This is a genomic window from Lutispora saccharofermentans (genome assembly GCF_024363565.1).
In the GTDB taxonomy this organism is placed as follows: Bacteria; Bacillota; Clostridia; order Lutisporales; family Lutisporaceae; genus Lutispora; species Lutispora saccharofermentans.
Window position 1 is genome coordinate 70923 of sequence record NZ_JAJEKE010000003.1, and the last position, 18617, is coordinate 89539.

The window sequence follows — 18617 nt, forward strand, 5'->3', positions numbered from 1 at the left end:
AATGATTAAATTTTTGGAGGCTTATATGGATTCAAATATTGTAATAGGTTTGCCTGCCTACAACGAGGAAGGGGCGCTGCCGAAGCTCTTCGAGAAGCTGCTCTTCCTGAAGGATATATATGGCGAAAGATTCCGTATATTGGTGGTTAATGACGGCAGCAGCGATAATACGGAGAATATATTGAAGGAGTATAAAAAAAGCTGCGGATTTATTGATTATATCAATCATGATGTGAATCAAGGACTGGGAAGGGCCATGTATACTCTTTTTTGCCATGTCAGCCAGAATTATGGACAGGGCGATATATTGATAACTCTGGATGCCGATAATACCCACAATCCTAACATTATACCCAAGATGATAGATAAGCTGGTGAAAGAAAAGCTTGATGTGGTAATAGCATCCAGATTTGTTGAAGGAGGCAAGGAAGTAGGCCTTACTATAGAAAGAAAGATATACAGCAGAGGGGCCGCTGCTTTTTTGAAAATATTCTTCCCAATAGACAATGTGCATGATTATTCATGTGGTTTCAGAGCCTATGACATCGGATACCTTGATAAGGCTATAAAGGCTTACGGAGGAAAGCTTGTGACTTCAAAGGGCTTTGAATGTATGGCAGAGATATTGGCCAGGTTCAGCAAAATCGGGGTAAGGGCCGGTGAATATCCTTTGGTTCTGGAATATAACTTAAAGGAAGGCCGGAGCAAAATGAAAGTATTAAGGACTATAAAGGGATATTTCAGCCTTGTTCATAGGGTTAAGAAACCTACGGGGAAGAGAGGGGAATGCTATGAATAGAAATTTGATTGAAATACTGGTATCCGTGTTCATGGGTGCCATAGGCCAGACCGTATTGAAGCTGGGAGCAAATAAATTGGATAACCTGTCCTTATCCTTCAGGACGATTTTTAAAGATATCATACATATATTGATGGTACCTGAGATACTTGTAGGTCTGGTTCTTTTCGGGAGCAGCTTTTTGCTGTGGATCAAGGTTTTGACAAAGTCGGATCTGAGCTATGCCTATCCCATGGTGAGCCTGGGCTATGTTTTGGTAGCTTTGCTGTCTAAGTTTTTGTTCAATGAGCCCTTTACTGTCAATAAGGTCATAGGAGTGGTTATGATAATATCAGGAGTATTCATACTTAACAGGTAAGGATGATAAAAATGAAAAAAGACCGGTGGACTGTCGCAGTTACTATACTAGTTTTTCTTTTTATTTTAGCCATAAGGCTCCCTCATATAAACAACTCTCCCTGCGAGCAGGGGGATTTCTGGAGGCAGAGCGATACGGAATCCATAGCGAGAAATTTCATTGAGGATAGATTCAATATTCTTTATCCTCAATTTTATTATGATGGAGCCAAACCCAATTATGTCCAGCTGGAGTTCCAGATAACTACCTTTATTATTGCGCTTTTATATAAGGCCTTCGGCTATCATTATTATCTGGCCAGACTGGTACCGATAATATTCTTTATGGGCTCGGCTTTATACGTTTATCTTATGACCAAAAGATATTACGGCAATCCGGCAGGTTGGTTTGCTGCTGCAGCTTATTCAATCATGCCGATGAACATCTTCTATTCAAGGGCCATAATGCCTGAGTCTGCAGCTTTGTTCTTCTTTACGGGAGCCTTCTATTACTTTATCAAATGGTATGATGATGAAAAGCTTTCGTTCCTCTTCCTCTCTGCGGTGTTTACATGCCTGTCCATATCCCAGAAAACTCCTGCGGTTTTTATAGGTCTGGCAATGATATCTATGCTGATCAAGAAGTATAGGTTTAAGTTTTTGGGAAAATGGGAGCTCTGGGTTTTTGCAGCCATATCCTTGCTGCCTAACCTGCTTTATTTCATATGGTCAAAGAGTATCGCCGAGTTTGCCTTTGTCAGCAATATCGGCTTATTACATATTGCGCCGAAGACCGCCAAAGCTTTTTTCAATATTGATTCCTATAGGTTTGCGGCCGTCGAGATTGCCGCAGCCATATCCTCAGGGCTTCTGGCAGTGGTTATAATAGGGCTTGTAGATGTTGAATGGGAGAAGGATTATCCTATGCTATTGTGGACTGCCGCCATGCTGATTGAGGTAATAGCTATAGCTGCGGTAATAAAGCTAAGATACTATTTTATTTTTATGACTCCCATAACTGCTGTATTGGCAGGCAAAACCCTTGGGAGATTGGGCCATAGGAAAAAGACGGTGATTGCAGTATTTTTGGGCCTGTCCTTGATAGCCTTATGGAATTATAGCGGAGCAAAGCCATACTTCATAGAAAAGGACAATATTTTAAGACAGGCTGAAATCATAAAAAGATATACAAATAAGGATGATCTGATAGTGATAGGCACCATGGAACCGGCTTTGCTGAATCAGTCAGGGAGAAGCGGCTGGAGGGCAAATATAGGGTATTACAAGGAAATACCCAGAGGTCCGGAGCAGGAGATCAGCTATTTAATAGAAAAGGGTGCAAAATACTTCAGCCCATTGGGAGGTTACATATATAAAGATGACGGCAGCTATAAAAAGTACCTGGATGAAAACTTTGAAAAGCTCGGCGATGGGCAATATTTCATATATAAGCTAAGATAAGGGAGCACTAGGGAAAAAATTATTGTGCAGAGCATAATTTTGGTTTAATATGGAGTTAAATACATATAATCGTAGATGGAAATATATTTTTTTAGGAGGGTTTTTATGAAGAAAGCGCATGAGGTGGATTTTCAGCTTTACGGAGATGACATGCAGTTTGTGGAGATCCAGTTGGACAGCGGGGAAAGCATAGTGGCGGAAGCAGGAGCCATGATGTATATGGAAAACGGTATAGAGATGGATGCCGTATTCGGAGACGGCTCCGATGAAGATTCTAAAAAAGGCTTTATGGATAAGATGCTGGGGGCCGGAAAGAGAGTGCTTACCGGAGAGAGCTTGTTTATGACTATGTTTACAAATAAAAGCCCCGATAAAAAAGCATTGGCTTTTGCTGCACCATATCCGGGTAAAATAATTGCCAAGGACCTGGGTGATATGGGCGGACAGCTGATATGCCAAAGAGATGCCTTCCTGTGTGCTGCCAGAGGGATACAGATAGAAATCGCCTTCCAGAAAAATATAGGCGCAGGCTTGTTCGGCGGAGAGGGATTTATAATGCAGAGGCTCATAGGGGACGGTTTAGCCTTCATGCATGCCGGAGGCACCATAATAGAAAAGGAATTGAGACCGGGAGAGACCTTAAAGCTTGATACCGGATGCTTGGTCGCTATGACCCCAAGCATAAACTACAATGTAGAATTTGTAGGCAATGTCAAAAGCGCTTTCTTCGGAGGAGAAGGATTGTTCCTGGCTACCTTGAGAGGGCCGGGACATATATGGCTCCAGTCGATACCCTTCAGCAGGCTGGCAAACAGGATATATGCGGCTGCGGCAAAGGGAGGAAGCAAGGCAAAGGATGAAGGTAGCTTGTTGAGAGGTATAGGAATAGGAGATTTGTTCGGAAAAGATTAGACAATATTGTAAGCCCTGCAAATTGCAGGGCTTCTGAGTTTTTTGATACAGTGCCGATAAGTAGAAGGATATGTATAGATGAGCACGGGTTTTAGAACTCAGGATTCAGAGCTCAGAACTCAGGGGATTAGGGTTAGACTCTGGGGTCAGAGGGTTACATAAACCACTGAAAGACACTGAAGTATTTTCTAATGCCATATCACACAGGAAAGCGAGTTACGAACCTAAGACTAAGTAAGACAGTTCTTCATTCAGGTGGAGTTTATCTCCGGCTGAATGTTAGAAATGTCAATCGGGTTCGTAGCGTGCCTTGCCTGCAGTTAATAAAAACTGAAGGCTTAGGCACGATAGAACGGGGTAAACTTGCTTACTGCAGCTTCAAAACTCGCTTTGCTCAAACAGTTGAAGCTGCGGGCGTTACGCATCGTTAACTTACTCTAAGGTTCTTCACAAAATTCCTGCTTAGATATGAGATTAGAAAAATAGAAAACCGTGTTAATCCGTGCTCTCCGTTCCCCTATGATCTCATCAGGCTATCCTAGCTTTCGCAACACGCAACTCGAAGCTTTTATATATTCCGCTACAGTAAAATAGCATCCATGTATAGACTAAGTATGCTTATATACTATACGTGACTATACATGGATGCTATTTCCACTAACTCCATATCTAAGCAGGTTCGTAGCTCGCATTCCTGTGTGATATGGCATTAGTCAGAACGAGAATGCTTATTAACCCTCCCCTCTGTGCTAATCAGTGTAAAGATCCGGCCAATCCGTGTTTCCCGCCCCCCATCCCTAGTCTTTGCAACAGGCAAATATAATTTTTTGCCCGATTCATAATAGGAGAAGCAAAGCCATAGAGTTTATTAGTACAAATAAACTGAGGTGGGAGTTTTTATGATAAACAAGATATGGTTTTTTATTATCGCTTTTTCCATAGCCTTTGCAGCAACCAATGGGAGACTGGAGCTTTTAAATCAGGAGATATTCGCATCCTTGAAATCTTCTCTGGACCTATCCTTGGGGCTGTTGGGAAGCATGATGCTATGGTGCGGCCTGCTGAAGGCCGCAGAAAAGGCGGGATTGGTTGAAAAATTAAGCTCTATCATCAGGCCTGCCGTAGGATCGCTGTTCCAGGATATACCGGCCGGGAGTGCCGCAATGGGGGCTATGATAATGAATATAACCTCTAATATGCTTGGCCTGGGCAATGCTGCTACTCCCTTCGGATTAAAGGCTATGACGGAATTGCAGAAGCTAAATAAAGAGAAGGATACCGCCACAAATGCCATGTGTCAATTCCTTGTCATAAACGGAGCTCCTATATGCCTTATACCTTCTACGGTTATTTCTATAAGGGCTTCTCTTGGCTCCGGCAATCCGGGAGCAATAATCATACCCTCCATAATTTCTTCTGCAGCGGCAATAACGGTAGGGGTGATTTGCTGCAAGGTGATGGAGAGGATAGGAGGCAACGCACGATGAGTATAATTATACCCTTTATCATACTGTTCATACTGACCTACGGATATGCCAGGGGTGTCACTGTTTATGATGCTTTTATAGAAGGAGCAAGAGAAGGCATGGACATCACTCTTAAGATATTTCCATATATAGTTGCTATGCTTTTGGCAGTCGGGATGCTTAGAGCTTCGGGAGGACTGTCCCTCATTGCCTTTATTATGAAGCCTATAACCTTCGCTTTAAAAATACCTGAAGAAATATTGCCTCTTATCATAATGAAACCCTTGTCCGGCAGCGGTTCGCTGGGCGTGCTTGCCGATATATTGAAAACATCGGGACCGGACAGCTTGATAGGCATCATAGCTTCTACTATAATGAGCAGCACGGAAACCATTTTCTACACCATAACAGTTTATTTTGGATCAATAGGAATAAAAAACATCAGGCATACACTGTGGGCCGCGATCATTGCCGATATCGCCGGAATAATCGCTGCTATAGCAATCTGCAGCAGAATGTTCTGATGAGCCGCCGGGGATAATTCTTCGCGGCTGGCGGGAAAGTTCGGGTATTGCAGGTGTGGTTGACCGCCTCATTTCATGAAAGAAAGGAGGTGGTGCGGATGAATACTTATCAAATCATATCTTTGATGATAGGATTTGGCATGCTGATTCTAACGCTTGTCTCCTTAATTATTGACCTAATAAAGGCAATAATAAAAGAGAAAAAATAACCGCCCTGCATTGCCGTGCAGGACGGTTAAACTAATTTAACCACTGTGGTAACCGCATTTTGCGGATCCGATTACCTTTACATATATTATAGCACATAAAATATAAAAATAAACAGTAAAAATGATTATAATAAAAATCAGATTGACTAAATATTTGATTTATTGTATATTCTATATTATATAAGAACTTTGGATTCAGGATTCAGAACTCAGGAGAACGGGGAACAAAAATCACGAAAAGATATGAAAAGTTAAAAAATAGCCCTTTCGTGAAGTTTAGTGGTTCCCGTACTATTGACCCGTAAGGAATACCTAAGTCCTCGAAACCCGCAACTCGAAACTCGTATCAGAAATATAAAAGTGATGATGGGAAGAGTAGTCTGGAAATATGTCAAAGAGAGCCGATGTCAGGTGAAAATCGGTACAAAAAGCCGGATGAACATGGTCCTTGAACCGTGTAGGTGAGGCATATGCTTAGCCTGCACCGGAGACCTCCGTTACAGGGTAAAGTGATGATAGTCACTTATTGAGGTTTTTACTGTGAAGTAAAAATAAATTAGGGTGGTAACACGATGCTCTCGTCCCTTTGGGGATTGAGGGTTTTTTTATTTTAAAAAGATTTCAATGTATAAATTGTTTTGCTGACTGATAGAAGAGTGCAAGCTTACAAAGTCTTAGTCCCGGAGCTCTCGCAATCGTTATCAGTCAACATAACAACAGATGCATCAATTGGTTATTATAGTAAAATAATAAAGGAGAGAAAAATATGGAGAAGAAAAAATATTATATCACTACACCAATTTATTATCCAAGCGACAAATTGCATATAGGCCATTCCTATACTACAGTGGCGGCGGATGCGGCTGCCAGGTATAAAAGGCTGTCCGGCTATGATGTAATGTTTCTTACGGGTACTGACGAGCACGGACAAAAAATACAGAGAAAAGCGGAAGACAAGGGTGTCACTCCAAAACAGTATGTTGATGAAGTAGTGGCAGGTATAAAGGAGCTGTGGAAGCTTTTAGATATCTCCAATGATAGATTTATCAGAACCACCGATGACTATCATGTAAAAATTGTGCAAAAGATTTTCAAGAAGCTTTATGACCAGGGTGATATATATAAAAGCGAATACGAAGGCTGGTACTGTACCCCTTGTGAATCCTTCTGGACGGAGCATCAATTGGTTGACGGCAAATGCCCCGACTGCGGGAGAGATGTGGAGCTCACAAAGGAAGAGAGCTATTTCTTCAAATTATCAAAGTATGCAGACAGATTAATAAAATACATTGAGGATAATCCGGACTTCATACAGCCTCAATCCAGGCAGAATGAGATGCTCAACAATTTCCTGAGGCCCGGCCTTGAGGACTTGTGCGTATCCAGGACCTCCTTTGACTGGGGCATACCTGTAACTTTTGACGAGAAGCATGTAATTTATGTATGGATAGATGCATTATCAAACTATATAACTGTTTTAGGCTATCTCACGGAGGATGACAGCGACTATAAGAAATATTGGCCCGCAGATGTGCATCTGGTCGGCAAGGAGATCGTAAGGTTCCATACCATCATATGGCCTATTATGCTCATGGCGCTTGATCTGCCTCTTCCAAAGCAGGTATTCGGTCACGGCTGGCTCATATTGGAGGGCGGCAAGATGTCCAAATCCAAAGGCAATGTGGTAGACCCTGTGGTCTTAGTAGAAAAATACGGTGTAGATCCCATAAGATATTTCCTTCTCAGAGAGGTACCTTTTGGTTCAGATGGGATATACTCGGAAGAGGCTTTGGTAAACAGGCTCAATTCGGACCTGGCCAATGACCTTGGGAATCTGGTTTCAAGAACCATAACCATGATAGAGAAATATTTTGACGGATTTATACCTTCGCCGAAGGCCACGGAGCCTATAGACGCGGAGCTCGAAAATATGGCATCTGAACTGCCGGGCAAGGTGGATGAGCTTATGAACAAGCTGCTTTTCTCCAATGCTCTGGCAGAGATATTCAAGCTGGTAGGAAGGGCAAATAAGTATATAGATGAAACTACACCCTGGACTTTGGCAAAGGACGAAAGCAAGAAAGACCGATTGGGAACTGTCCTGTACAATTTGGCAGAGGCCTTGAGGTATATAGCGGTGCTGATAACTCCGTTTATGCCCAATACCCCGGAAAAGATATTCTCTCAGCTGGGCATAAAGGATGGAGAGCTTAAGACATTGGAGAGCCTTAATGATTATAGAGGGATCAAAGCCGGGACTAAGGTGGAAAAGGGCGGCGTCATATTCCCGAGGGTTGAATTCGAGAAGGAGGAGGCTGCGCCAAAACCAAAATCGTCATCTGAAGCTAAGGCTGCCGCTGAAGCCAAGCCTGCAGAACAGCTTAAGCCGGAGATAACCATAGAGGACTTTGCAAAGCTGGACCTGAGAGTGGCGAAGGTTTTAGGCTGCGAAAAAGTAAAAGGGGCAGATAAGCTGCTGAAGCTGGAGCTTCAGGTTGGGGAGGAAATCAGACAGGTGGTTTCAGGCATAGCAGAGTATTACAAGCCGGAGGATCTGATAGGCAAAAGCGTGGTGGTTGTAGCCAATCTGAAGCCTGTGAAGCTTCGCGGCATAGAGTCCAAGGGCATGATACTGGCAGCATCAAATGATCAGGAACTCACCGTAGTATCACCTTTAAGCGAAATAGCTTCAGGGTCAACAGTCAGCTGATGGGGGAACGGGGAACACGGATTGACACGGAGGATTACGGAAACCACGGAAAGACACGGAAGTTTCACAAAAAACACTGAAGGAGAATTAATATATCTAAGCAGGAACTTAGCGGATAACCTTAAAGTAAGTTGACGAAGCGAAACGGCCGCAGCTTCAACTGTTTGAGCCAAAGCGAGTTTTGAAGCTGCAGTGAGCGAGTTTACTTAGTCTTAGGTTAAAAGCTTTGATTTCTGCGTGATATATTACTTTCCCATATTGAGCACGGAGGGAGATAATAACAATGCTTTTTGATACACATGCTCATCTGGATGACGGCAAATTTGATGAGGACAGGGGCGCTGTCATAGAAAAATGCAGAGAAGAAGGCGTAGCTCTCATTTTAAATGCGGCCAGCAATTTTGCTACCTCTCTGAAGGCCATAGAGCTTGCCGGAAAATATAACTTTATATATGCATCAGTTGGGGTCCATCCCCATGATACTTCCGAGATGGATGAAAAAAGCTGTATGGCACTGGCTGAACTGGTTGAGAAGAATCAAAAGGTGAGAGCCATAGGTGAGATAGGATTGGATTATTATTATGATTATTCTCCCAGGGATGTCCAGAAGAAGCGCTTCATGGAGCAGATCGATCTGGCCAAACAGCTCAAACTTCCTGTGATAATCCACGACAGGGATGCCCATGAGGATACCATGAATATACTCAAAAGCTCAGGGGTCAAAGAAATAGGCGGTGTGCTCCACAGCTTCTCCGGAAGTGTGGAAATGATGAGGGAATGCCTGAAGCTCAATATGTATATATCATTATCCGGGCCGGTGACCTTCAAAAATTCTAAAAAAGCGGTGGAAGCGGCGAAAGAGGTTCCCTTAGACATGCTTTTAATAGAAACCGACAGCCCCTATCTCACTCCGGTGCCTCACAGGGGAGAGCGGAATTACCCTTCTTATGTGCGGCATGTGGCGGAGAAAATAGCCGCGTTGAGGGATATGGAATTTGAAGAGATAGCAGAAAAGACACTTGAAAACGGAAAAAGATTATTTAATATATAAAAGATACTGGGTATGATTTGATATTCCCCCTTTACAGATCTGTAAGGGGGGAATATCATGATGAGAGATCAGTTTTACTTTTTCGTTAGTATCATAGCTACCATAAACAAACCCTATTGCGGCCATACCTTTTTGCCTGGTATAGGGCAATATCAGCATGACTAAATAAAATCTCAGGCATTGCGTCTTTTGTAGGAATAGTTGATGTCACACCTATACTCACTGTTTGATATTTACTTACAGCAGAATAGTCATGGGGAATTCTGAGTTCTTCAACGGTTTTTAAGATATCCTCTCCTGCTTTTTTAGCCTTAATAATATTAGCATCAGGAAGCAGTATCACAAATTCATCTCCTCCAAAACGTCCGGCGAATCCTTTGTATTGTTCGGCTTTAGTCTTAAACAGTCTGGCTAGCTTTTTTAATAGCTCATCCCCTTTAAGATGCCCATAATTATCATTAAATTCTTTAAAATAGTCTATGTCGATAAAAACCATTGAAAGCTCTTGATTATTTTCTATGGCATTTTCCCAACTGCCCTCGACTATCTCTCTAAATTTGCGCCGGTTGAAGATTGATGTCAAATCATCAATTGATGAAAGCAAATATTTCTCGTGAGCCTGCATTTTTTCATATTTTGCTTTAATGCCAAGATATATTGCCAGTATTCCAACTATTAGATTAATGAATATAAACCCTGCTATTACTAACAAGTAGTTTTTTAAAGATTCGTTATACTTTTCTATAAAAATATCTACTCCTAACAACCCTATATAATTTCCGCCGCTATCATAAAAAGGAGCATAGCCTGTTATGTAATTTCCCCATCGGTTTTGAGAAATGTGAAAAGAAGGTGTCTTGCTTTTATATGCAGCAAGGAATGACTTATCCATCACAGTATACCGATCCTTGTCCTCATATCCTTTGCCGGAGGTGTCCTCTAGCCGGACTGCATCGCTTACAGCTGCGTCCAATAAATATACAACGCTCAGCTCTGTACCTGCTTTTGCGTTGTATATTTCTTCTTCTCCCCGCTCCACAATATATTTTGATTTTGATAATGGAGCTTCAATATAGACATATTTAATATCAGAGCCTTTAATGACAAATCTTACAGCATCTTCGAACTTAATGTTTAATGGATCTTTCAGTAATTGGTTAAAATCTAATTCAAGCAATCTCTTAACTTCATTTTCTTCTATAATAAGCTTTTGTGAAATATCTAAAGCCAGCAGCATAGCTTTATTCCCCAATTCATTTCTAATGCCGTTGGAAAGCGTATTATATGTAAAAAAGGACAATGCTGCAATTGAACAAATCCAAATTATAGGCAGCACCATGAAAATTTTTGTTAAGCAATTCTTTCCTTTACGGCAAGTTGACTTTATCATAATTTTACTATTCCTTTCCCATGATTCTATCGATTCAATCATGCGTAGCAATCTGAAGACAGTCAACCTTGCGAGTCAACCTTGCATTTTTTACTAGTAACGATACATAATTACATAATACAACAAATTATGACAGTATTCAACATATTGCGGCAATTCTCAACATGATGTTATGAAATTTGATCATGCAGCTCATATATAGTACAGATGTAATTTATTCAAGTCATTATTAATATAATGGTATATAACCATTAAAATTAGTAAAAAATATATAAGGCTATGTATATAAAAATATGCAAAGTTTGACAATACGGAAAAAAAAATATAAAATATGCTTATCGATTAAAAAGGAGGGTAATTAATGGGAATAAACTTTCCCCGGTTAAAAAGTTTATTTTCCTTAGGAAGGGAATGGCGTTATGAGAACGGACAGCTTAAACTCAAATATAAGAAGCCCGTTTGCATTGGAATCAGCATAACAGCCGTCCTTGTTTTGCTTTTGACTGCATCGATTATATTTAATATATTGAAGAAAGACATAGTTATTGCAGATGCGGATGCGGAGAGCAATATCAGCACCTTTAAGTCTACAGTGGCTGAGGTGCTGAGCGAAAGAGGCATCCAAATCGGTCCGGACGACAGACTTGATATCGACCCTGAGCAAAAGCTTAGGGATGACATGAAGATAGTGATAAAAAGAGCAAAACCTATAATGATAATTACTAAGGAAAGAGATATACTCATACACACCTTGGCTCAAACCGTAGGCCAAGCAATAGAAGAAGCAGGAGTATATCTGGGGGCACTGGACAAAATACAGCCTCAAAAAGACGCTTTGACAAAAGATGTGGACAGGATAAATGTTATAAGAGTAGAAGAGCAAATCGTAAATCAGGTTGAGAAGATCCCTTTTGAAAATGAGGTAAGAAAAAATGAAAGCCTGGAGAAAGGCTTTGTAAAGGTAATAAACAAAGGCAAGGAAGGCAAGAAAGAAACCTCGGTAAAGATAGTTTTCGAAAATGGAATCGAATCCATGAGGCAGATCATTGCGGAGAAGATCATTCAAGAGCCTGTTGCAGGAGTCATTGAGGAGGGCACCAAAACAACCTTGGTTTCTTCCAGGGGCACTGTCACACGATTTGTAAAAGCAATGGAAATGACTGCCACAGCTTATGACGCAACATTTGCCAGCACAGGCAAGAATCCCGGCCATCCTCAATATGGCGTAACCCGGTCAGGACTCAAAGTAAAGCCGGGAATCGTAGCGGTAGACCCGAAGGTCATACCCTTGGGGACCTGGCTCTATGTGGAGGGCTACGGAGAAGCTCTGGCTGCAGATACCGGCGGAGCCATCAAAGGCAATAGGATAGACCTGTATTATGAATCTCCGAAGGATGTTGCCAAGTACGGGAAGAAAAAGGTAAAGGTATACGTACTGGATAAGCCTAAATATAAGTTCTGAGAATAATGCGACATAAGGATAACGGAAACCAGGTCAAATCACTGAAGGGTTGATAATAGTTGTTATTGTTCGCAATTGGAAAGGCGTATGCCGTCATTCTGAGTGTAGCGAAGAATCTTATCCAGATTCTTCGCTTCGCTTTGTTTCGCTCAGAATTAGCATGCGGTGTCCGCACAACGTTGAACGAAAACAGTCTTGGTCATTCTGAAGGATCAAAGCGACTGAAGAATCTCAAATCAGATCCTTCGGGCATAGCCCTCAGGATGACAAGGTCCGCTGGACTTTCATATTAATAATGGGATGATGAGGGGGAAATATATGATCAAGGAATGTATCGTAGTAGAAGGCAAAAATGATGCGGCTGCCGTGAAAAGGGCAGTGGATGCTGATGTGATAATAACCAGCGGCTTTGGAATCACGGGAGATACTCTCAAGCTTATAAGAACAGCCGTTGAGAAGCGCGGAGTCATAATACTGACTGATCCGGATTTTATGGGAGAAAAGATAAGAAAAATAATCGGGGACAGAATTCCCGGTGTCAAGCATGCCTTCATACCCAGAGAAGAGGCCACGGATGAAGGTGATGTAGGAGTGGAAAATGCTTCTCCCGATAGTATCATAAAAGCCTTGACGATGGCGAGATGTGAAACCAAGGAGGAGCGGGCTGAGTTCGGCCAGGATGACATGATGGCATACGGTCTGTCAGGCTGCGATTCTGCAGCGGATATGAGGGCTAAAGTGGGAAAAGCTCTGGGCATAGGGTATACCAATGCAAAGCAGTTTCTAAAAAGGCTGAATAATTATGGGGTTACCAGAGAAGAATTTGATAGAGCGATAGAAAAGGCCGGGAGGCGCATGTGATGAGAGATTATACTTTGGCTGATGCCACAAGAGATGCTATGAAAAAGTTCGATATAAGAGCTTCAAAAAAATACGGACAGAATTTTTTGATAGACCCGGGAGTGCTGGGTAAAATACTGGAAGTATCTGCTATAGATAAAGACTCCATGGTTTTGGAAATCGGACCGGGTCTCGGCACCATGACAAAGCAATTATGCGAAAGGGCAGGCAAGGTTTTAGCCATAGAGATCGATAAAGACCTAATAAAGGCCCTGAGCATCAACATGTCGGGATATGATAATTTTAAGCTGATAAATGATGATGTGCTGCGGCTGGACCTGAAATCGCTGCTGAAAGAAAATTTTGGAGACATAAAGGCCAGGGTGGTAGCGAATCTGCCATACTATATAACCTCTCCGATAATAATGAAGCTTTTGGAAGAAGGCCTCAATCTGTCATCCATAACCATCATGGTGCAAAAGGAAGTGGCCCAAAGGATTGCGGCGGCTCCCGGAGGCAAAGACTATGGGGTATTGTCATTATCGGTTCAATATTATGCAATACCGGAAATAGCGGCTATAGTGCCGGCAGAGGCTTTTATGCCCATGCCGGGAGTGGATTCGGCTGTAGTCAATCTGAAAATCAGGCAGGAAGCACCCGTGGCTTTGGAAGACGAGGCTTTGTTTTTCAGAGTTATAAAGGCTGCCTTTGCCCAAAGAAGAAAAACCCTGTTGAATGCACTGTATGGGAGCGGCCTCAATCTTGAAAAAAGCTGGATCGAAGAACTGCTTAAAAGCTGTGATATAGACGCCAAAAGAAGGGGTGAGACCTTAAGTATGAACGAATTTGCCGCTTTAAGCAACAAAATATGGCTTTTTTTAAAAAAGTAGTCTACAATTGCCCCTCTCAGACATATATTAGTAATGACAATTTTTGAAGGGAGGGGTTTTTTGTGCCTTTGGGATATGAATATAAAAGGTACTTCATAATATTGCAGGAAGAAGATAAGGGCTATGAGATGACAGCCGGGAAAATACCCACCGGCTATGTAAAAATAGAAATAAAGAAAAACAGAGTTAAGGTCGGCGGGTTTATTCAGAACATGAAATCAGACACAAAATCCAAATATAAATTGAATCTTTTGGCTCCAAGGCAAAAGCTGGTGCTGGATATAGGTCTGTTTAGAATGGATGGTGCAGGAAGAGGAGAATTTTATGCTGAATTTGATTCGGACAATGTTTCGGGCAGCAATTTATCCATAAGTGAATTTACCGGTGCTTTGGTTGTGGCAGGTTCAGGAATCCCCATGGTAGGCTACGCGGGCAGGGACAGCATACCATGGAGGGATTGGTATGGCAAAGAGGATAAAGAGGAAGCAGAGAAAATACGGGAAGAAGAAATGCCTGAGAAAGAAAGTGTTACAGAGGAATTGCCACGTATTGAAAGGATAGAAGCGGCAGAAGATATAGAGGAAGCAAGAGAAATAGAGGACATGGTCTGGCAGGAGGAGACAAGAGGGCAAGGGGAAGCTCAAGAAGCGGAAGAGATAGTTAAAATAGAAGAAGCACGAAAAGAAGATGCCGAAGAAATATTGGAAGCCAGGGAAGTTCATGAGTCATCGGAAGTAGAAGAGAGAATAGAAAAAGAGGACGGAGCAGAATCGGCCGAAGTGTTTGAAGCTGCGAGAGAGGAAATTTTAGAATCCGAGTCTGAGATAATAGACATGGAAATGAGAGCCGAACCTGCGCCTTTATATTATGAAGAGCCTGAGTATGCGGAACAGCAATCCTTCCATGGTTGGGATACGGGAAGGCTCACAAATGAGGTTCAAGAGCCTGAGCGGCATAAGAAAGAGCATAAGGAAAGCGAAGAGAAGGCCCATAAAATAATGGCCGATGCTCTAAAATGTATGGAGAAATTTGGCGGGTTCCATGACGAATACGGGATCAGGTGGTATAGAATAGGTCAAGAACTGCCCCTTCTGAATGATGTTATGATACCGATAAACGGTGCCATGATGCCTCTGTCCTATCCATATATAGCAGAAAGCGCAGGAAGAAACATAGAAAGCTGCGTTTTAGGCATAGAATACAGGAAGGGAGAAATAAGGTATGTTTATATAGGCATACCGGGAGCATATTATGAAGGCTGCAAGGCCTGCTATGAATATAAGGGATTTACAGGCTATAAAAGAACCAGGGACAATAGGAGAGGCTATTGGATCATGTGCATGGATATAATGAAAGGGAAAATATGCAGAATTTAAAACTCGAGGAAATTAAAAGGCTTCATCTATTTTAAAGTGCTTCGATTGAGAAGCCTTTTTTTATTGTATGAAAGAGTGGATAACCCTTTCTTTTTTTGGTTTAAAGTTACAGTGTGGTAAAATCATTTTTTTGTGGTAAAATTGAATATGAAATAAAATAAGAGGGAATGAGCCTATGAGATGGGATAATATTTTTGATAAGAAACTATTAAAAAATATAGACATTGGAATAATAATTTCAATGATACTGCTTTTTGCATGCGGAATCGCTGCCATAGCCAGTGCAACCGGGGTCACCCATGGCGGATCCTTGACCCAAATAAAGATCCAAAGCGTAGCTTTTATTTTAGGGATAATAGCGATCATCATAATACTTTTCTTTGATTACAATACCTTCGGAGACATGAGCAAATTAATTTATGCGGTAAGCATAATACTTCTGGTGGCAGTATTGATATTCGGAAAAGAAATAAAGGGCTCCAAAAGCTGGTTCGATCTAGGTCCTGTAAACTTTCAGCCCTCAGAAATTGTAAAGATAGGTTTTATATTATCCTTTGCCAAGCTTTTGGAAAAAAGAGAAGGTACTCTGGATACTATAAAGGGTATAATTCCGATAATACTATACATTGTCCCTATAATCGGCTTGATACTCCTTCAAAACGACTTTGGGACAGCTCTTGTATTTATTTTTTTTATTGCCTTTATGGTGTTTGCTGCAGGCATGAGCTATAAATTCATATTAGGGACAGGAGTTTTAGCTGTGCTTAGCCTGCCTTTGCTCTGGTTTAAATTTTTCGGAGATTATCAAAAAAAGAGGATATTAGTTTTTTTTAATCCGGAGCTGGATAAGCTGGGCAGCGGATACCACGTCATCCAATCAAAAATAGCCATAGGCTCGGGCCAATTTACGGGAAAGGGCTTGTTTAAGGGCACTCAAAACAATCTGGGCTTTATACCCGAACGGCATACGGATTTCATATTCTCTGTGATAGGGGAAGAGCTTGGCCTTATAGGCTCTGTGGTCATCATATTTTTATTTATGATCCTGATCACAAGGTGCATATATATTGCCAGAATATCAAAGGATAGCTACGGTAAATATATATGCATCGGTATTATGGCCATGCTTCTGTTTCATGTCCTGGAGAACATAGGCATGACAATCGGAATCATGCCTGTTACAGGCATTCCTCTTCCTTTTGTAAGCTATGGGGGAAGCTCCCTTTTAACAAATATGATATCTGTAGGTTTGGTTTTAAATGTAGGAATGAGAAGGCAGGTTATCAGGTTTTAGAAACTTCATACATTTCCCTTTCTATATTTTCTACTTACGGACAAAAGTAGTATACTGTATTATTTGTGAGAAAAATGGCATATTTACGCTAAAAAGGTTGAATTTCAGTATTGTACTTATCTTTCTATACTAATATACTTATAATGGTATATTTTTTGTTGGAGGTGTAATCTTGGGTTATAGTATGATACTCGGCTTATTTGCAGGCTTGGCCATATTTCTATATGGCATGAAGGTTATGTCCGATGCCTTGCAAAAAGCAGCCGGCGACAGGATGAAAAAACTGCTGGAGGTTCTCACGAGAAACAGATTTCTAGCGGTTTTGGTAGGTACGGCGATAACTGCAATAATTCAAAGCAGCAGTGCCACTACAGTAATGGTGGTAGGTCTTGTCAACGCAGGCATAATGAATCTGAGCCAATCTGTAGGCGTTATAATGGGAGCTAACATAGGCACTACTATGACAGCTCAATTAATCGCCTTTAAATTCAGCAATATTATCCCTTATGCTTTGATAGCAGGAACAGCCCTTGTGCTGTTTGCAAAAAAGAAATCCCATAGGCAGCTTGGAGAGCTTCTTCTTGGTTTTGGCTTACTTTTCTTAGGAATGAATTCCATGAGCGACGCTATGAAGCCTTTAAAAGAAATCCCTCAATTTACACAGTTCATGGTCAATTTGCAGCACAACCCTCTATTGGGAGTTCTCGCAGGCTTTATATTGACGGCTGTGATTCAAAGCAGCAGTGCTACTATAGGTATTCTTCAGGCACTGGCTTTACAGGGACTTGTTCCTATAGAAGCCGCATTGCCGATTTTGTTTGGAGATAACATAGGAACCTGCGTCACTGCATTGTTAGCCAGTATAGGAGCAAATTTCACCGCTAAGAGAGCAGCCCTGATGCATCTTATATTCAATATAGTGGGTACAATAATATTTTTGCTGATACTCGGACCGATGGCAGAACTGGTCAAGATGACCTCTTTGGACGAAGTAAGGCAGATAGCTAATGCACACACATTCTTCAACCTGGTAAATACAGCAATACAGCTGCCCTTTGCAGGTTTCCTTGTAGCCTTTGTTACTAAGCTTATACCCGGCAAAGAAGCCGAGGATCCTACCAAGCTTGTATATCTGGATAAGAGAATACTTGAAACCCCATCTGTCGCTGTTGTGCAGATAGTGAAGGAAATAATCAGAATGGCTGAAATAGCAAGATCAAACGTTAGAAAATCCATAGATGCCATATTGACTGAGGATGAAGATTTGATAGCTGAGGTTTATGCAAAGGAGAAAGCCATAAACGCGCTGGAGAAAAAAATTACAGAATATTTGCTTGCTGTTTCTAATACAGCCATAAGCTCTGAGCAATCAAACCGTGTTGCATCGCTGTTCAATACTGTTCATGATGTTGAGAGGATCGGCGATCATGCGGAGAATCTGGTTGAACTTGCGCAGTTTAAGATTGATAATAAGATTGTTTTCTCAAGCACTGCTGTTGAAGAGCTGAAGGAAATATACGGTGTTGTGGACAAAGCTATAGAAACTTCCTTAACCGCTTTAGAAGACGAGGACAAGGAAAAGGTTAAAGAAGTAAATGAGTACGAGGAACGGGTCGATGAGCTGAGGGACAGCCTGAGAGAAAGCCACATCAGACGTTTGAATAATAACGAATGCAATATAAACGCAGGGGTAATATTTTTGGATATTGTAACAAATCTTGAAAGAATAAGCGACCACAGCGTAAATATTGCCGGTATTGTAAGCCCTGCTTCCGTAATTCATAAGACTAAGATATAAAGGTCATTCGGGAACCAGTGTCACAAAGAGCCAAACCTGCTCGAAAGTGATGCGGGGGCCTGTTTTTTTTGCAGCGGATTTTAAGTATTTTTGCCTGCT

At 41.6% G+C, this 18617-nt stretch carries 16 protein-coding genes and 1 other annotated feature; of the genes, 15 read left to right on the forward strand and 1 reads right to left on the reverse strand.

Annotated elements, in window-relative coordinates; all coding sequences use genetic code 11:
• Positions 1-25 precede the first annotated feature (25 nt).
• The 9 genes from LJD61_RS05325 to LJD61_RS05360 all read left to right on the forward strand — a co-directional run bounded on the left by LJD61_RS05325 (position 26) and on the right by LJD61_RS05360 (position 9468).
• Positions 26-799 carry a glycosyltransferase family 2 protein gene (locus LJD61_RS05325; RefSeq protein ID WP_255226485.1) on the forward strand — a complete coding sequence of 258 codons (774 nt, stop codon included), beginning with the start codon at positions 26-28 and terminating at the stop codon, positions 797-799.
• On the forward strand, positions 792-1157 hold the full coding sequence (locus tag LJD61_RS05330; protein WP_255226486.1) for an SMR family transporter: 366 nt from the start codon (positions 792-794) through the stop codon (positions 1155-1157). Before LJD61_RS05325 ends, LJD61_RS05330 begins: the two co-directional genes overlap by 8 nt.
• 11 nt (positions 1158-1168) lie before the next feature.
• A complete protein-coding gene (locus LJD61_RS05335; RefSeq protein ID WP_255226487.1) occupies positions 1169-2596 on the forward strand; it encodes an ArnT family glycosyltransferase in 1428 nt (475 codons plus the stop codon).
• 105 nt (positions 2597-2701) lie between these two features.
• Positions 2702-3508, forward strand: coding sequence for a TIGR00266 family protein (locus LJD61_RS05340; RefSeq protein ID WP_255226488.1), 807 nt, complete (start codon positions 2702-2704; stop codon positions 3506-3508).
• A gap of 899 nt (positions 3509-4407) precedes the next feature.
• Positions 4408-4995, forward strand: a complete 588-nt coding sequence (locus LJD61_RS05345; protein WP_255226489.1) for a nucleoside recognition domain-containing protein — start codon at positions 4408-4410, stop codon at positions 4993-4995.
• A complete protein-coding gene (locus LJD61_RS05350) occupies positions 4992-5498 on the forward strand; it encodes a spore maturation protein (RefSeq protein WP_255226490.1) in 507 nt (168 codons plus the stop codon). The genes LJD61_RS05345 and LJD61_RS05350 overlap by 4 nt, the downstream gene beginning before the upstream one ends.
• Before the next feature lie 98 nt (positions 5499-5596).
• The gene (locus LJD61_RS20680) at positions 5597-5707 is read left to right on the forward strand and encodes a putative holin-like toxin (RefSeq protein WP_408614853.1); all 111 of its coding nucleotides are present in this window, start codon (positions 5597-5599) and stop codon (positions 5705-5707) included.
• A 354-nt stretch (positions 5708-6061) separates the two neighbouring features.
• Positions 6062-6296 (forward strand) — a binding site (T-box leader).
• Positions 6297-6473: 177 nt separating this feature from the next.
• Complete coding sequence (metG, locus tag LJD61_RS05355; RefSeq protein WP_255226491.1) at positions 6474-8417, forward strand: methionine--tRNA ligase; 1944 nt, start codon at positions 6474-6476, stop codon at positions 8415-8417.
• Between the two features lie 283 nt (positions 8418-8700).
• On the forward strand, positions 8701-9468 hold the full coding sequence (locus LJD61_RS05360; protein ID WP_255226492.1) for a TatD family hydrolase: 768 nt from the start codon (positions 8701-8703) through the stop codon (positions 9466-9468).
• 97 nt (positions 9469-9565) lie between these two features.
• Here LJD61_RS05360 and LJD61_RS05365 read toward each other — a convergent pair whose 3' ends face one another.
• A complete protein-coding gene (locus tag LJD61_RS05365) occupies positions 9566-10858 on the reverse strand; it encodes a GGDEF domain-containing protein (RefSeq protein ID WP_255226493.1) in 1293 nt (430 codons plus the stop codon).
• Positions 10859-11219: 361 nt separating this feature from the next.
• Between LJD61_RS05365 and LJD61_RS05370 the strand changes: the two genes are divergently transcribed.
• The 6 genes from LJD61_RS05370 to LJD61_RS05400 all read left to right on the forward strand — a co-directional run bounded on the left by LJD61_RS05370 (position 11220) and on the right by LJD61_RS05400 (position 18518).
• The gene (locus tag LJD61_RS05370) at positions 11220-12320 is read left to right on the forward strand and encodes a 3D domain-containing protein (RefSeq protein WP_303740669.1); all 1101 of its coding nucleotides are present in this window, start codon (positions 11220-11222) and stop codon (positions 12318-12320) included.
• A 318-nt stretch (positions 12321-12638) separates the two neighbouring features.
• Positions 12639-13181 (forward strand): ribonuclease M5, encoded by a 543-nt coding sequence (rnmV, locus tag LJD61_RS05380; RefSeq protein WP_255226494.1) that lies wholly within the window; start codon positions 12639-12641, stop codon positions 13179-13181.
• The gene (gene rsmA, locus LJD61_RS05385; protein WP_255226495.1) at positions 13181-14050 is read left to right on the forward strand and encodes a 16S rRNA (adenine(1518)-N(6)/adenine(1519)-N(6))-dimethyltransferase RsmA; all 870 of its coding nucleotides are present in this window, start codon (positions 13181-13183) and stop codon (positions 14048-14050) included. The genes rnmV and rsmA overlap by 1 nt, the downstream gene beginning before the upstream one ends.
• A 62-nt stretch (positions 14051-14112) precedes the next feature.
• On the forward strand, positions 14113-15426 hold the full coding sequence (locus LJD61_RS05390; protein ID WP_255226496.1) for a hypothetical protein: 1314 nt from the start codon (positions 14113-14115) through the stop codon (positions 15424-15426).
• 175 nt (positions 15427-15601) lie between these two features.
• Positions 15602-16720 (forward strand): rod shape-determining protein RodA, encoded by a 1119-nt coding sequence (rodA, locus tag LJD61_RS05395; RefSeq protein WP_255226497.1) that lies wholly within the window; start codon positions 15602-15604, stop codon positions 16718-16720.
• A 172-nt stretch (positions 16721-16892) separates the two neighbouring features.
• Positions 16893-18518: a Na/Pi cotransporter family protein gene (locus tag LJD61_RS05400; RefSeq protein WP_333783060.1), complete on the forward strand. Its 1626-nt coding sequence runs from the start codon at positions 16893-16895 to the stop codon at positions 18516-18518.
• Positions 18519-18617: the final 99 nt, after the last annotated feature.

What these genes read in the sequence shown, in the direction of transcription:
- LJD61_RS05325 (WP_255226485.1), top strand. Translation starts at nt 26, where the DNA reads ATGGATTCAAATATTGTAATAGGTTTGCCTGCCTACAACGAGGAAGGG.
- LJD61_RS05330 (WP_255226486.1), top strand. Translation starts at nt 792, where the DNA reads ATGAATAGAAATTTGATTGAAATACTGGTATCCGTGTTCATGGGTGCC.
- LJD61_RS05335 (WP_255226487.1), top strand. Translation starts at nt 1,169, where the DNA reads ATGAAAAAAGACCGGTGGACTGTCGCAGTTACTATACTAGTTTTTCTT.
- LJD61_RS05340 (WP_255226488.1), top strand. Translation starts at nt 2,702, where the DNA reads ATGAAGAAAGCGCATGAGGTGGATTTTCAGCTTTACGGAGATGACATG.
- LJD61_RS05345 (WP_255226489.1), top strand. Translation starts at nt 4,408, where the DNA reads ATGATAAACAAGATATGGTTTTTTATTATCGCTTTTTCCATAGCCTTT.
- LJD61_RS05350 (WP_255226490.1), top strand. Translation starts at nt 4,992, where the DNA reads ATGAGTATAATTATACCCTTTATCATACTGTTCATACTGACCTACGGA.
- LJD61_RS20680 (WP_408614853.1), top strand. Translation starts at nt 5,597, where the DNA reads ATGAATACTTATCAAATCATATCTTTGATGATAGGATTTGGCATGCTG.
- metG (WP_255226491.1), top strand. Translation starts at nt 6,474, where the DNA reads ATGGAGAAGAAAAAATATTATATCACTACACCAATTTATTATCCAAGC.
- LJD61_RS05360 (WP_255226492.1), top strand. Translation starts at nt 8,701, where the DNA reads ATGCTTTTTGATACACATGCTCATCTGGATGACGGCAAATTTGATGAG.
- LJD61_RS05365 (WP_255226493.1), bottom strand. Translation starts at nt 10,858, where the DNA reads ATGATAAAGTCAACTTGCCGTAAAGGAAAGAATTGCTTAACAAAAATT.
- LJD61_RS05370 (WP_303740669.1), top strand. Translation starts at nt 11,220, where the DNA reads ATGGGAATAAACTTTCCCCGGTTAAAAAGTTTATTTTCCTTAGGAAGG.
- rnmV (WP_255226494.1), top strand. Translation starts at nt 12,639, where the DNA reads ATGATCAAGGAATGTATCGTAGTAGAAGGCAAAAATGATGCGGCTGCC.
- rsmA (WP_255226495.1), top strand. Translation starts at nt 13,181, where the DNA reads ATGAGAGATTATACTTTGGCTGATGCCACAAGAGATGCTATGAAAAAG.
- rodA (WP_255226497.1), top strand. Translation starts at nt 15,602, where the DNA reads ATGAGATGGGATAATATTTTTGATAAGAAACTATTAAAAAATATAGAC.